At 41.1% G+C, this 13777-nt stretch carries 12 protein-coding genes; 11 read left to right on the top strand and 1 reads right to left on the bottom strand.

The features are described 5' to 3' along the window. Positions 1-11: 11 nt before the first annotated feature. From ABT310_RS14035 to ABT310_RS14080, 10 genes are all read left to right on the top strand, one after another. A complete protein-coding gene (locus ABT310_RS14035) occupies positions 12-2183 on the top strand; it encodes a DNA mismatch repair protein MutS (protein WP_375324516.1) in 2172 nt (723 codons plus the stop codon). Between the two features lie 186 nt (positions 2184-2369). Then, on the top strand, positions 2370-2756 hold the full coding sequence (locus tag ABT310_RS14040; RefSeq protein WP_375324517.1) for a hypothetical protein: 387 nt from the start codon (positions 2370-2372) through the stop codon (positions 2754-2756). 73 nt (positions 2757-2829) lie between these two features. Next, positions 2830-3672, top strand: coding sequence for an HAEPLYID family protein (locus ABT310_RS14045; RefSeq protein ID WP_375324518.1), 843 nt, complete (start codon positions 2830-2832; stop codon positions 3670-3672). Between the two features lie 220 nt (positions 3673-3892). Continuing rightward, complete coding sequence (locus ABT310_RS14050) at positions 3893-5350, top strand: Gfo/Idh/MocA family protein (protein WP_375324519.1); 1458 nt, start codon at positions 3893-3895, stop codon at positions 5348-5350. 268 nt (positions 5351-5618) lie between these two features. Next, positions 5619-6371, top strand: a complete 753-nt coding sequence (locus ABT310_RS14055; protein WP_375324520.1) for a DUF6090 family protein — start codon at positions 5619-5621, stop codon at positions 6369-6371. A 224-nt stretch (positions 6372-6595) separates the two neighbouring features. Then, positions 6596-8332, top strand: a complete 1737-nt coding sequence (locus ABT310_RS14060; protein WP_375324521.1) for an amidohydrolase — start codon at positions 6596-6598, stop codon at positions 8330-8332. A 24-nt stretch (positions 8333-8356) separates the two neighbouring features. After that, complete coding sequence (locus ABT310_RS14065) at positions 8357-9076, top strand: DUF6090 family protein (RefSeq protein WP_375324522.1); 720 nt, start codon at positions 8357-8359, stop codon at positions 9074-9076. Positions 9077-9172: 96 nt separating this feature from the next. Then, positions 9173-10060 carry a serine hydrolase gene (locus ABT310_RS14070; protein WP_375324523.1) on the top strand — a complete coding sequence of 296 codons (888 nt, stop codon included), beginning with the start codon at positions 9173-9175 and terminating at the stop codon, positions 10058-10060. Positions 10061-10085: 25 nt separating this feature from the next. Next, positions 10086-10331 (top strand): hypothetical protein, encoded by a 246-nt coding sequence (locus tag ABT310_RS14075; protein WP_375324524.1) that lies wholly within the window; start codon positions 10086-10088, stop codon positions 10329-10331. A gap of 12 nt (positions 10332-10343) precedes the next feature. After that, a complete protein-coding gene (locus ABT310_RS14080; protein ID WP_375324525.1) occupies positions 10344-12014 on the top strand; it encodes a hypothetical protein in 1671 nt (556 codons plus the stop codon). 92 nt (positions 12015-12106) lie between these two features. Here the strand turns inward: ABT310_RS14080 and ABT310_RS14085 are convergent, their stop codons facing one another. Beyond that, the gene (locus ABT310_RS14085) at positions 12107-12394 is read right to left on the bottom strand and encodes a hypothetical protein (protein WP_375324526.1); all 288 of its coding nucleotides are present in this window, start codon (positions 12392-12394) and stop codon (positions 12107-12109) included. Between the two features lie 370 nt (positions 12395-12764). On the opposite strand from ABT310_RS14085, the gene ABT310_RS14090 reads away from it, so the two are divergent. Continuing rightward, positions 12765-13751 (top strand): hypothetical protein, encoded by a 987-nt coding sequence (locus tag ABT310_RS14090; protein WP_375324527.1) that lies wholly within the window; start codon positions 12765-12767, stop codon positions 13749-13751. Positions 13752-13777 lie beyond the last annotated feature (26 nt).

Here is a 13777-nt window from a genome sequence, read left to right on the forward strand (position 1 = left end):
AGCAGAAAAAGATGCAGAACATACACCCCAAAACACTTCAAGATCTTGAATTTCCAACGGTGCTTTCCCAAATTGCCCTACGTTGCAACACGGAATTGGGCAAAGAGGAGGCCTTGACCATAAAACCGTTCAAGGACAGAGAAGAATTGATGAATGCTTTGGGACAAACTTCAGAATATCTGGCTTCTTTTTCCAACGACAACCGTATTCCCAATCATGGTTTTGACCAAATCAACAGTGAGCTTGGTCTTTTAAAAATTGACAACAGCACATTGGTGATTGTAGGTTTCCGTAAGATTGGAAGTATCTGCAAAACGGTGGCAATTCACCAGAAATTCTTGAAGAAATTCAAAGAATACTATCCTCTTCTATTCCTTAAGGTTGATGCTTTAGAATTGCATCCAGAGCTTCCACAAGCTATTGACAGTGTTATAGATAAGTTTGGCGAAATCATGGATTCCGCTTCCGATGAATTGCGCTACATTCGAAGCCAGATCAATGAGGTGCGCAGTAAAATCAACCAGAGTTTCAGTGCCGCATTGGGGCGGTACCAATCCCAAGATGTATTGGATGAAATCCGAGAATCCGTAGTTGAAAACCGCCGTGTATTGGCCGTAAAGGCGATGTACAGAAAAAAAGTTAAGGGAACCGTAATGGGGACTTCCAAAACAGGAAGCATTGTGTACATTGTTCCTGAAACTACCCTAAAATACACCCGTGAGCTTGGAAATTTGGAGTTTGAGGAAAAAGAAGAAATTCAACGGATCTTGAACCAACTTACCGACCAGATTCGTCCGTATTTGGAATTGCTTCGGGAATACCAGAGCTACTTGTCCCATATTGATATTACAGCGGCGAAGGCGAAGTACGCCAACGATATGGACGCCATTTTACCGGAAATCAATGAAGAACGCGAACTGTACCTTCGTGATGCGTATCACCCACTACTCTATTTATCCAACAAACGAAAAAACGAAAAGACCTGGCCACAAACCATAAAACTGCATCATGAAAACCGGATTATTGTTATTTCGGGACCCAATGCAGGTGGAAAAAGCATCACACTAAAGACCATTGGGCTGCTTCAGGTGATGCTGCAAAGCGGCATGTTGATTCCCGTGCACGAACGCAGTTCAGTGTGCTTTTTTGATAAGATTCTAACAGATATTGGAGATAATCAATCCATTGAAAATCATCTAAGTACATACAGTTACCGACTCAAAAACATGAACTCTTTCCTAAAGAGGTGCAATGACAGAACATTGTTCTTGATTGATGAGTTCGGTACAGGTAGTGACCCTGAATTGGGCGGCGCATTGGCAGAGGCATTTTTGGAAGTATTTTATGAACGGGAAGCGTATGGCGTTATCACCACCCATTACGCTAATTTGAAAGCTTTGGCCAACGAATTGCCGAATGCCACCAATGCGAATATGCTGTTCAACTCAAAAACACTGGAACCTACCTTTCAATTGGTGTTGGGAGAAGCAGGTAGCTCTTTCACGTTTGAGGTGGCACAAAAGAACGGCATCCCCTATTCGTTGATCAACAAGGCCAAGAAGAAGATTGAACGCGGGAAGGTGCGTTTTGATGCCACCATTGCCAAGCTTCAAAAAGAGCGTAGTAAAATGGTCGAGACCGGTTCAAAATTAAAAGTAGAGGAATCCAAGGCTCGCGAGGAATCCGAACGATTAGAACGGCTCAACACCAAGATCAAATCCAAACTGGAAAGCTATCAAGAGCTGTACGACCATAATCAACGGATGATTCAATTGGGCGATAAGGTGAACACGGCGGCCGAGAAATACTTCATCAACAAAAAAAAACGCCCACTTATATCGGAATTGTTGCGTATTGTGGAAACCGAGAACAGCAAGCGTAAAAAGACCACGGCCAAAAAAGCCAAGGCAAAACAGGAAGAAAAGAAACAGGTGGCCCAAGAACTGGAGCAAAAAATCAAAAAAGTTCGGGTGGAGAAGAAAATCCAAAAGAAAAAAGAGATTCAGGCCGAAAAGAACAAACCACGCCCCAATTTTAAAATCGGAGATCGTGTCCGCATGATGGACGGCAAAGCCGTGGGCACCATTGATACCTTGGAAAAAGGCAAAGCGGTCGTTAACTATGGCATTTTCACCACTAATGTAAGTGTGGACCAATTGGATTTGGTGGAGGCCAAGAAATAGCTAATGTCATCGTAATGGATGCTGAGCGTAGTCGAAGCACCCGTACAACTTCAATTTCCCTTGTCATTCCTGCGAAAGCAGGAATCCACTACTGATTTCTTATTTGGATTCCGCCTCAAAAGTTAATTCTTGGTTAAGATGTCTGTTTTTGTGCGCAAGAATAAAAACGAGGCATATTTTTGAATTGTGTTCGAAGCCATTAGAAACCATACCCTAACCAAATTGTTTTGGGCCCTGCTGGGACTATACTTACTTAACTCCAGTGTGGACACTCCTGATGCATATCCTGATTACATCCCTGAAGACCTAAGCTATAACGACCAAGAAAGCATTTTAGAGTTTGTTGTGGAAAAAATGTTGGGTTACGAAGAAGCATTTGAAGAACACGACGAACCTGACTCCGAAGAACACAATAAAAAGAATAATGGCAAAATCAACTTTTTTGTTGATGCACATGATGAGTCAAATTCTCCTAATTTCAATTTGCTTTCTAAACGCAAATCATTTGATTATGCCTCTGCTTTTTTAGCCAATGGTTTCCTTAACATAGACACACCCCCACCGAAAGTTTGATTTGTTTTTAACCTCCAATCCCTTGTATTGACCATGTACAAGGCTACTTTATTATAATTTAAAACAAATCAAAATGAATATCATTAAACAAATGATGTCAATCTTTGCATTGACATTAGCATTATATACCAATGCTCAAACCGAAACTAACTCCTTAATTGATGACAAAAAAGAAAATGAATTACCCGCAAAGGTTTTACACGCTGAACCCCTATATATTGACCTTATTCGAGATTTAGGCGCTAGAAAAGGTGAAAAGGAATGGAACCTTGGATTGGGTTTAACCGACAACCTGAATTTCGACAGTTACGAAGCCTTAATCGAATACGAATGGGCGCCAGCCGATAGATTGGGACTTGAAGTGGAGCTCCCTTTCACTTTTTACGCTCCCGTAGGTGATTCACCAAGGGATGCTGTCCCCTCTAATAAGTTAAACAGCATTAAAATTGCTGGGCAATGGTCCTTTTTAGTCAACAAACCCATGGGAATGTCCATGGCAATCGGTTACATCAACGAGTTTGAACTTTCCACCTTTAGGGAATTTGCACAGCCTTTGATCACGGGAAATGTGTACAATCCTTTTTTGGTGGTTGCCAAAAGATGGGGAAGCAACTTTCATTCTTTGGTGTACACAGGCCCAATGATTGCACAGGAGTTCAGCACCAACGAATTCCATACTACTTATGACATTAATACCAGTTTCCATTATATGATTTCAGGTACACGAAATTTTATTGGTGTGGAGTTTAATAAAACTCTGGCTTCCCATGATTTTGATATGACCATTCGACCTCAAATGCGGGTGGGAATTGTAGACAACCTCATGATTGGCATTATTGCGGGCATTCCCGTAAGTCGCGAAAATGAACGTTTTAGTTCGTTCTTGCGGTTGATTTGGGAACCCAAACATAAATAGAGTTACTTTTTCAAGTTTATTATTGTAGCGCAGAGCGGAAAAATAGACTTTCTCGCTCTGCGCTATTTACAACAAGTAAACTTTACCATTAATCAAAGCAATAACAAAAATTAACACTCAAATTCCAGAATCTTATACCCACTAACTAAAAACCAATTTAATTCAATGGCATTTTTTCTATCTTGTTGACAAATAAATTTTACCAACCCGTATCAACAATATGAAAAAATCAAACTCCTCAAGTAGTAGAAGAAACTTCATTAAAAATACCGCACTGGCTTCCAGTGTATTTATTGTACCGCGACACGTTTTGGGCGGACCCGGATTTATAGCACCTAGCGACCGTTTGCATATTGCAGCCATCGGTGCCGGTGGTAAAGGCGCCAGTGATATTGCCAATGCCTCCGTAGACGGACGGGAACGTATTGTTGCCCTTTGTGATGTGGATTTCTCAGGATCAGCTAAGCGTTCCGTGGAACGTTTTCCAAAAGCTAAACTATTTAGTGATTACCGCGAAATGTTGGATAAAATGAAAGGGATTGATGCGGTGACCATCAGTACTCCAGACCATGTGCACGGTCCAGCGGCATCCTATGCTATGGAACGAGGTAAGCACGTTTACGTACAAAAACCGATTACCCATAACATTCGAGAAGCCCGAATGCTCACCGAAATGGCCCGTGAAAAACAAGTGGTGACCCAAATGGGGAACCAAGGTGGCTCCAACCCCTTATTAGGTTTGGTGCAAGAGTGGGTGGACTCTGGAAAGTTGGGAAAAATATCTAAAATTGAAGTTTGGACCAACCGTCCAGTATGGCCGCAAGGCTATGCCATGCCTGATCCAGACCCTGCAAGCAAACCCGAAGACCTGAATTGGGATTTATGGTTGGGCCCTGCCCCTATGAAACCCTACACTCCTAACTTACATCCTTTTAATTGGAGAGGTTGGTGGGATTACGGAACAGGTGCATTGGGTGACGTAGGGTGTCACTTGATTGACATCCCTTACCGTACCCTGGGCTTAAAATATCCAACCTCAGCGGAATGTAGTGTGGGCACTGTATTTTCTCAAATGTGGACACCAGATTACAACCCTGAAGGTTGTCCTGCGTCCTCGTTTATTACTCTGACGTACGAAGAAACCGAAAAAACAGGTTCACCAGTTACCATGACCTGGAGCGACGGTGGTATACGTCCATCCCACCCTGCCATTATCCCTGCGGATGATGATATTGGAGGGCCAGGAAGTTATAACGGGGTGTTGATTCATGGGGAAAACGGGGTGATTTCTACCAACATTAACGATAGCTCACCTTTAACGCCTAAATTATACTTGAACGACGGCACTAGAATATTTGGCCCGGAAGTGGAAGAAATGGATGAGCCTGAATATGGCCACCAGCGCAAATGGGTAGATGCCTGTAAAGCAGGTTTCGGAAGCGAGGAGCACTTAGGGTTAACCTCTTCCTTTGATTATGCGGGGCCAATGACCGAAACGGTACTTATGGGTAATTTAGCCATCCGTAGTTACATGTTGCGCCGAGAAAATGCAGAAGGAAACATGGAGTTCTACGGTCGCAAAAAACTGCTTTGGGATGGTGCAAATATGCAAGTCACCAATTTTGAAGATGCCAACCAATTTGTTACCCGAACGTATCGTGAAGGTTGGGAGATGTAATTCCTTACACCATATAAATTATAAAGGGCCGCATCATGCGGTCCTTTTTTATGAACTGATTTGTCATTTCGAAATGAGGAACAAAGTTCCGATTGAGAAATCCAGATTTCCCACACTCGCATGGCTCGGTTCGAAATGACATTTGCTGATTTTGGTTACTTAGAAACAGATAACAGTATAAATACCAATCATTTATTGGATTGTTTCGTAAATTAATCCAATATAAAGGCTGAAGCATCAAAATTGATCACGCTAACCAACCTCAACCATGCTAAAATTCTATAGAAAAATCAGGAAAGACTTACTTTCTGATGGAAAAACTAGAAAATACCTCAAATACGCCATTGGTGAAATTGTTTTGGTCGTCATAGGAATATTGATTGCGCTTCAGATCAATAATTGGAACGAAAATCGAAAGGATGCCCGTATGGAAATCCAAGTCCTCCGAGAAATATCGGATAATCTTGGTGAGGACATTCTTTCGTTGGAAAATGATGTACAATTAAATCAGATATCAATTAACAATGTTCGTTTAATTGAAGAGATACTGGCAAACAGCAGTTCGCTGCCCGATAGTTTATTGCGCAAATTTGGGGCGGTAACCTTTAACGCCACCTACACCCTAAAATGGAGTGGCTATAAAAACCTCTCCAACATCGGTTTTCATATTCTTACCGAGGATACGGTTAGGGAGTCCATCACCAACCTATATGAAACGCATTATTCATTTATCAAGGAAAGAGAGGCTACCGCCAAAAAAAGCACCTACGAATATGTGACACCTCGATACCTGGAGTATTTTGAAGACTTAAAAACCATTGGGAATGATGTTGGTTCCTCCCCCATCAAGCTCTACTTCCCTAAAAACTTTGAAAACCTTAAAGAAGACACCGACTTTTTAAGGCTGTTACATTATAGTGAACAAATAAAACAGGATAACCTCTATGATCTTGGATTGACATTAAAGCAGATAAAGGAGACAAAGAGCATGATTGATTCTTATCTGGAAAGTAAGGGTTGACAACACGAAAGACCAGCCAGTATCTGATTATTGAACCTCCATGAGTAACATTTTCCTGACAATTTCATTTAAAAAAAGAAAAAGCCACCTCATAAAGGACCCGGTTTTGTTTGATTTCTCAATTAACTTGTAAATCTCTTAAAATCAACTCTAAAGGAGTTGTATATCCTACTTATTTCGTCGAACTTAGTAGGTAGCTATAAATTCCTTAAACACTAAACCTCATGAAAAAAGTATACACCACATTATTAGTGCTTTGCTTATTGGTTTCCTCCTGCAAAAACACCACAAAAGAATCTACCGGAGAATCGGCAGAGATTTCGGCGAAGCTATACTTCAATGGAGATATTTTAACCATGGAGGGCGATACACCCAATTATGCAGAAGCATTGGTCGAAACCGATGGTAAAATTGCCTTTATAGGATCTAAATCCGAAGCTTTGGCTCAATTCACAAAGGGTATAAACGAAATTGATTTAAATGGCAAAACCATGGTTCCCGCATTTTTGGACGGTCACGGACACTTTTTCAGTGTTGGTTTTACCGCACTTTGTGCCAACCTTTTACCACCTCCCGATGGACCAGGAGCAAACTTTGACGCCATTGTTGAAACCCTAACCGAATTTAAAGAAGCAGAAGGAGGAAAATATCTTATTGAAAAACTAGGTTGGATCATAGGTAATGGCTACGACGATTCCCAGTTAGAGGAAGGAGACCACCCCAAAGCCACCGATTTGGATAAAGTAAGTACAGAGTTGCCTGTGATCATTCTACATCAGTCCGGACATCTTGGTTCCATCAATACCAAGGCCATGGAAATTTTGGGTTACAACAAAGATACACCCGACCCAGTTGGTGGAGTTTTGAGACGCGATGCCAATGGAAACCCGAATGGGGTTTTGGAAGAAGCTGGAATGTTTAATGTCCTGTTTCCCATTTTCGCAAAGATGGATGCAGAATTGGCAATGCAATGCATACAAAAAGGACAGGAAGAATATGCCAAAAAAGGATACCTCACCGCCCAAGACGGTAGAACCACAACCGACCAAGTTGCTTCCTTGATTGCGGGAGCAGAAAACAAGGCCTATTTTATTGATGTGGTGGCCTACCCCGACATTACCCTCGGAACTGATTATTTAAAGAAAGGAGACTATGTGCCAACCCATACTTATAAAAATAAATTCAGAATCGGAGGAGTAAAACTCACTCTTGATGGTTCGCCACAAGGAAAAACAGCATGGCTCAGTGAATGTTATTTTAAAAACCCTGAAGGTAGAACGGGCTGTTATAAAGGCTATCCTGTTATGACCGACGAAGCGGCTATTGGCCATGTGAAAACTGCTTTTAAAAACCAATGGCAGATACTTTGCCACAGTAACGGCGATGCGGCCATCGACCAATATTTAATGGCTGTGGAAGCTGCAGAGGAGGAATTTGGGTATCCAGACCACAGAACAGTCCTTATTCATGGACAAACGTTACGTAAGGATCAAATCCCAGACTTGGTAAAATTCAATATTTACCCCTCACTTTTTCCTATGCACACTTTTTACTGGGGCGATTGGCATAGAGAATCCGTTTTGGGCGAACCCCGGGCAAATTATATTTCACCCTGCAGGGATGTATTGGATGCCGGTTTAAATTTGACTTCCCATCACGATGCCCCGGTGACCTTTCCCAATTCCATTCGCGTATTGGATGCTACCGTAAACCGCGTGACCCGAAGTGGACAAGTTTTAGGCCCTGATCAAAGAATATCAGCTTATGAAGGGTTAAAAACCTTGACTATTTGGGCAGCCAATCAATATTTTGAAGAAGACACCAAGGGCACCCTTACCGTGGGCAAATTGGCAGACTTGGTGATCTTGGACAAAAACCCTCTAAAAATAGACCCCTTGGACATTCATACCATCGAGGTATTGGAATCCATAAAAGAAGGAGAAACTGTTTTTAAAAAATAGTCAGCCTCAAACCTAAACCAATACATGAAATTTTTTCGAAGCATCAGACAGAAATTAGTGGAAACAAAGCGAGTTAAAAAATACCTGCTCTACGCATTAGGTGAGATTTTCTTGGTCGTCATCGGAATTTTGATTGCCTTGCAAATCAGCAATTGGAATGAAACCAACAAACAAAGAAAAGAAGTTCATAGCGCGTTGCTGGAAATAAAAAATGATCTCCTTTTAGATCAGCAAGTATTGAAGGACGCCTTGCGTATTAAAAAGGATGAGTATGACATTCAAGAAAAGGTGATAGCTATTTTGGACCAAAAAGAAGAAATGGTTGAGGATTTTAATAAACATTTAGGGCACCTAATGCTTAAGCGAAATATAGAATTCACCAAAAATGGATTTGAATTGCTCAAAGAAATGGGCATTGGCAAAATTGAAGATGATGGGTTCCGTATTAAACTAACTTCCTATTACGATCTTGCATTACCTAGAATTCAAGCCGAAATCGAGGATGACACGGATGAGTTTCAATCCATTTGGTTGCCCTATGTCCGTGAGCATTTTACAGAATGGTTGTTTGAAGTTTATGGAACACCAAAAGACATGGATTCCTTTTTGAATGATGAATATATCCTGATCAGTTTAAAGGTAAATCTTGGAAATGCTGATGGTACCATAGAAGCCATGGAAAAGGCATTACTCGTATCTTCGGAACTCGTTGCAATGATTGAAGCAAAACTAACCAGCTTATGATTTAATTCTTTCAATAAATCAATATTTATTTGACAAGCAAAATTGAAAACAAGACCTTTCTAAAAACAAACCAAAATGATTAACCGAACCAAATTAATGCTAGTTGTCATTTTTTGCTACAGCATAACAGCTTGTCAACCCAAACCCACCCAAAAAGAAATTCTAAAATCCAAAGTACAAACGCAAATCGATTCCATCAATGGAGATATTGCGGTGGCTTTTTTGAATCTTTCGGACCCATCAGATACCCTTTTCATAAATGAAAAGGAAGAATTTCATGCGGCCAGCACCATGAAAGTGCCCGTGATGATCGAACTTTTTAAACAGCAAGAAGCTGGAAAAATCAACCTGAACGACTCCATTCTACTAATCAATGAGTTTAAAAGTATTGTGGATGGCAGTTCGTACAGCATGGATATTGGCGATGACAGTGATGATGTGATCTATAGTCAAATCAACACCAATGTGGCGCTTAAAGATTTAATGTACAGCATGATCACCGTGAGCAGCAATTTGGCCACGAATGTTTTGATAGAATTAGTAGATGCCAAAAAAGTAACAGCCACGATGCGGGAGTTGGGTGCCGACAAAATTGACGTATTGCGAGGGGTCGAGGACCAAAAAGCCTACGATTTGGGATTGAGCAACTCCACCACCCCCATGGACTTGCTGGTGATCATGCAGGCCATTGCCACAAATAAAGCCGGAACCGAAGCAGACTGCAAGGCCATGATTTCCATTTTAAAAGACCAGCAGTTCAATGAAATTATTCCGCATAATTTACCTGATGAAGTTGAGGTTGCCCACAAAACAGGTTCTATCACTGGAGTACACCACGACGCAGGGATTGTGTATTTGCCAGATGGGCGAAGCTATGTTTTGGTTCTGCTTTCCAAAAACCTAAAGGATTTTGATAAGGGAACAGAACAACTTGCAGGCATTTCAAAAACCATTTATGAATTTATGATGCTTCAACAACCTTAATTTTCCAACCAAATGACCAACCCAGATGATCAAGTTCTTTAGAAACATTCGAAAAAATCTTCTTGCACAAGGTAAAACAGGCAAATACCTCAAATATGCATTGGGCGAAATTGTGTTGGTGGTGGTTGGAATACTACAACTACCAATTGGCTTCAATGGAACGAGCAAAGGAAAATTCAAAGGAGCTGTTGGAAATATTGCAAACGGAATAGTGTTTTTTACATCATGTTCCATACGCTCTTTAATAAATCATTTAACTTACACCAACTAAAAACCAACTTCCTTGAAAACAACCACCACCATTCTTGCTTTTGTATGTGTGCTCTTGATCAGCTGTAAAACCGATACAAATGAAAGTGACTCAGCAACCAAAACAGAAAATTTCACCTCTAACGATTATCAAGACCTTGTGGCCCTGTTCAAAGAATGGAGAACGTTCGAAAATCCTCCACTTTTGGATGGCGCCCCCGATTACACCTCGGAAACCTTTGAAAAACGTTGGCCAAGGTTCAAAGAGTTACAAGCTAATCTAAAGGCTATCGACACCACCAATTGGTCCGTGGAAAACCAAGTGGATTGGATGATCGTGTGGGCCGAAATGAACGGCTACGATTTCAACCATCGTGTTTTGCAACCTTGGGTGCGAGATCCTGCCTATTACAAAGTGGTTTGGACCGCTAAAAGTGATGTGCCAGCCCACGAGGGACCCACCAATCATGGCACCACGGAACTTTGGACCTACGACTTTCCTTTATCCACAGAGGAACGTTCCAGATTATTGTCCGAGTTAAACGTAATTACGCCCTTTTACACCCAAGCCAAGAAAAACCTTACCGGTAAAGCTAGGGATTTATGGGTCACAGGAATTCGGGATATCCAAGAACAGAGTGCGGTGCTTACCGAGTTAAAAGCCAAAGAATCCGTTGCAGGCGATGCCGAATTGGTTGAAGTTATTGACAGTGCCATAGCTTCCACCAACAACCTGGTTGATTGGCTACAGGCCGAATCCGAATCAAAAACCGGTCCATCGGGCATTGGAAAGGACAATTACACCTGGTATTTGCAAAATGTACACTTGGTGCCCCTCACTTGGGAAGACGAAGTGATGATCCTAAAACGCGAACTCGCCCGCGCATGGACCTCCTTAAAATTGGTGGAGCACAACAACAGAAACCTGCCCGAATTGGTGGATGCCGATTCCCCCGAAGCCTATGATAAAATGGCCGATGCATCAGCTAAAAGTTTGATGGACTTTTTGGAACAACAGGACATTGTTACCGTAAAACCCTATTTTGATCCCGCCCTACGCGAGCATTTGGGTGAATTTATTCCCAAGGAGAAGCGTAATTTCTTCTCGATCGGGGAGCATTACGATGCCAGACCCCTCTACTCCCATTTTTACCATTGGTTTGAGCTGGCGCGCATGGATTTGGAGCCCCATAAAAGTGAAATACGAAAAGGCCCGTTGCTCTACAATATTTGGGATTCCAGAAACGAGGGTACCGCCACCGCTGTGGAAGAAATGTTTATGCAGGCAGGCCTGTACAACGATAGCCCACGCACCAAAGAAATCGTGTACATTATGATCGCGCAGCGTGCGGCCAGAGGTTTGGGCTCGTTATACGCACACGCCAACAAAATGACCATGGAAGAAGCAGGAAGCATTCACAGCGAATACACCCCGCGGGGTTGGATGAAGACCGAAAAAGACCTGCTTATTTTTGAGCAACACCTTTATTTGCGCCAACCTGGGTATGGCTCCAGCTATATTACGGGTAAATATTTGTTGGAAGCCGCCTTGGCCGATTATGCCCGACTACAAGAACTAAAGGGCGAACCCTTTGCTCCAAAAAACTTTTTTGACACGTTGAACAGTATTGGCAGTATTCCTATTTCTCTCGGACATTGGCAAATGACGGGCTCCAACGACCATTTAAAGACCATTACCGAATAAACGCAGCATAAAACAAAAGGAACGAGGGCCGTAAAAAGCCCTCCCACCCTTAACCATTCACCCTTAACCCTTTACCATTCACCCTTCACCCTTCACCCTTCACCCCCATCACCAATAATCCTCTCAATACATTCCCACAGCCCTTTTATGCAGAAGAGCGCATCTTTTTCGGCCTCATCCAAAGGTTCGGAGGAATGGTACACCGCAATATTGTGCAGCAGTTTTAGGGATTTTACCAGATCGGGACCATCCAAGGTATCGGCGTAGTCCAACAATTGGATTTGTGCAGGGCTGAGCATTTGGGGAATTTTGGAAGCGCTTTGCGCATTCGCGTTGCCGCAATTAGGGCAACTTTTTTCTTGACCTTGTGTGTTTCGCATAACAAGAGTGGTTAAAAATTAAAATGAGGATAGGTCACCGCGAAACACACCAAAGCTACGCCCTGATTGGTCTTCGGGACTTGCACCCGTTTGCCTACCCTGTATCTACTATTTAAGACATGTTGAGGTTGGTGGGCAGTAGAATAAAAAGATGTGTTTCGCACTCCAAATATACATTTTCTCCCGAAACGGAAAAATGGGACTGGTTGATAACTTTTTTACAACTCGATAAATTAACTTATTGATTGTGAGGGAAATTTCTGTGATATTAGAGGGCGGATGATTTTGACATGATTTTACTTCCATTTGGGTGTATTGAGGCGTAGAATACATTTTTACAAAAAACAAGTTGTAGCGAATTTAAGAAACTATGGAATACATATATAAACCTGAAGAATTAGAAAACCTTGCAGGCAGTGCTCTTCAAGCAAAGGCGACAGAAATTAAACAACGATTTGATTACCGAAGATCATACTTTCACACATTGAGAAATAATATATCAGATATTGAACAATGGACAACTTTAAATGATAGTTTAATTTTATTTGATAAGAATAAATTCAATCCTTGGAATCAACAATGGAATAATACATTAAGGTCAAACAATGTTAATACAATCAAGCAATTTTTTGATAGAGCTGTTACTTTCTATCAAGAATTAGAGGAAGAAGTTGGTTCAATCAAGCCCCAGTATTTAAATTCCGACGAAGTAGAAAGCCTTAAAGAAGAAGTTCTAAAGAGAATTGACGAGGATATGGTTTCTTTAAAAAATGACGTCACTGAACAAATTAATAATGGAATTACCAATGTCCTAGATTTAAAATCTGAACTTGGTTTGCAAAAAAACTTTGCGGACAACTTAAAAGATGTCAGAAATACTTCAAACATTACCAAATATTGTTTTTTAGGAGGTTTTATTGTTTCTCTAATTGGAATAGCTGTTTTTTTAATTTTCAGCTATAAATTATCTTATATACAAGACCTTGAATTTTACGAGAAAATATTAGTCAGACTAGGTGCTGTTTCCTCTTTGGCTATTTTATCCTATTTCTTATTTCAACAATTTAAATTGCATCAAATTTTACATTTAAAATATACTCATTTGGACAATTTTCTAGGAGGCGGAGCAACTTACATAAACCAATTAGTTAGTCAGGATGGAGAATTGAAAAAAATAACAAATAAAAGATTGACCGAAATGTTTATGGAAATTGATGACACAATAGGCAATGCAAAACAGGTTCAACACCCAACGGACAAATATTCTGAATCATTTAAACAAACCCTAGATAGCGTTTTAGGAAAAGTTAATGATTTAGCTAAAACTGTAAAAGATATAAAAAATCCAAATGGATAAAATACGTACTTCAACCATGACTATAA

Source organism: Flagellimonas cixiensis (assembly GCF_042134615.1).
Taxonomy (GTDB): Bacteria; Bacteroidota; Bacteroidia; order Flavobacteriales; family Flavobacteriaceae; genus Flagellimonas; species Flagellimonas cixiensis.

What these genes read in the sequence shown, in the direction of transcription:
- ABT310_RS14075 (WP_375324524.1), top strand. Translation starts at nt 10,086, where the DNA reads ATGATCAAGTTCTTTAGAAACATTCGAAAAAATCTTCTTGCACAAGGT.
- ABT310_RS14090 (WP_375324527.1), top strand. Translation starts at nt 12,765, where the DNA reads ATGGAATACATATATAAACCTGAAGAATTAGAAAACCTTGCAGGCAGT.
- ABT310_RS14065 (WP_375324522.1), top strand. Translation starts at nt 8,357, where the DNA reads ATGAAATTTTTTCGAAGCATCAGACAGAAATTAGTGGAAACAAAGCGA.
- ABT310_RS14035 (WP_375324516.1), top strand. Translation starts at nt 12, where the DNA reads ATGCAGAACATACACCCCAAAACACTTCAAGATCTTGAATTTCCAACG.
- ABT310_RS14055 (WP_375324520.1), top strand. Translation starts at nt 5,619, where the DNA reads ATGCTAAAATTCTATAGAAAAATCAGGAAAGACTTACTTTCTGATGGA.
- ABT310_RS14085 (WP_375324526.1), bottom strand. Translation starts at nt 12,394, where the DNA reads ATGCGAAACACACAAGGTCAAGAAAAAAGTTGCCCTAATTGCGGCAAC.
- ABT310_RS14050 (WP_375324519.1), top strand. Translation starts at nt 3,893, where the DNA reads ATGAAAAAATCAAACTCCTCAAGTAGTAGAAGAAACTTCATTAAAAAT.
- ABT310_RS14070 (WP_375324523.1), top strand. Translation starts at nt 9,173, where the DNA reads ATGCTAGTTGTCATTTTTTGCTACAGCATAACAGCTTGTCAACCCAAA.
- ABT310_RS14060 (WP_375324521.1), top strand. Translation starts at nt 6,596, where the DNA reads ATGAAAAAAGTATACACCACATTATTAGTGCTTTGCTTATTGGTTTCC.
- ABT310_RS14045 (WP_375324518.1), top strand. Translation starts at nt 2,830, where the DNA reads ATGAATATCATTAAACAAATGATGTCAATCTTTGCATTGACATTAGCA.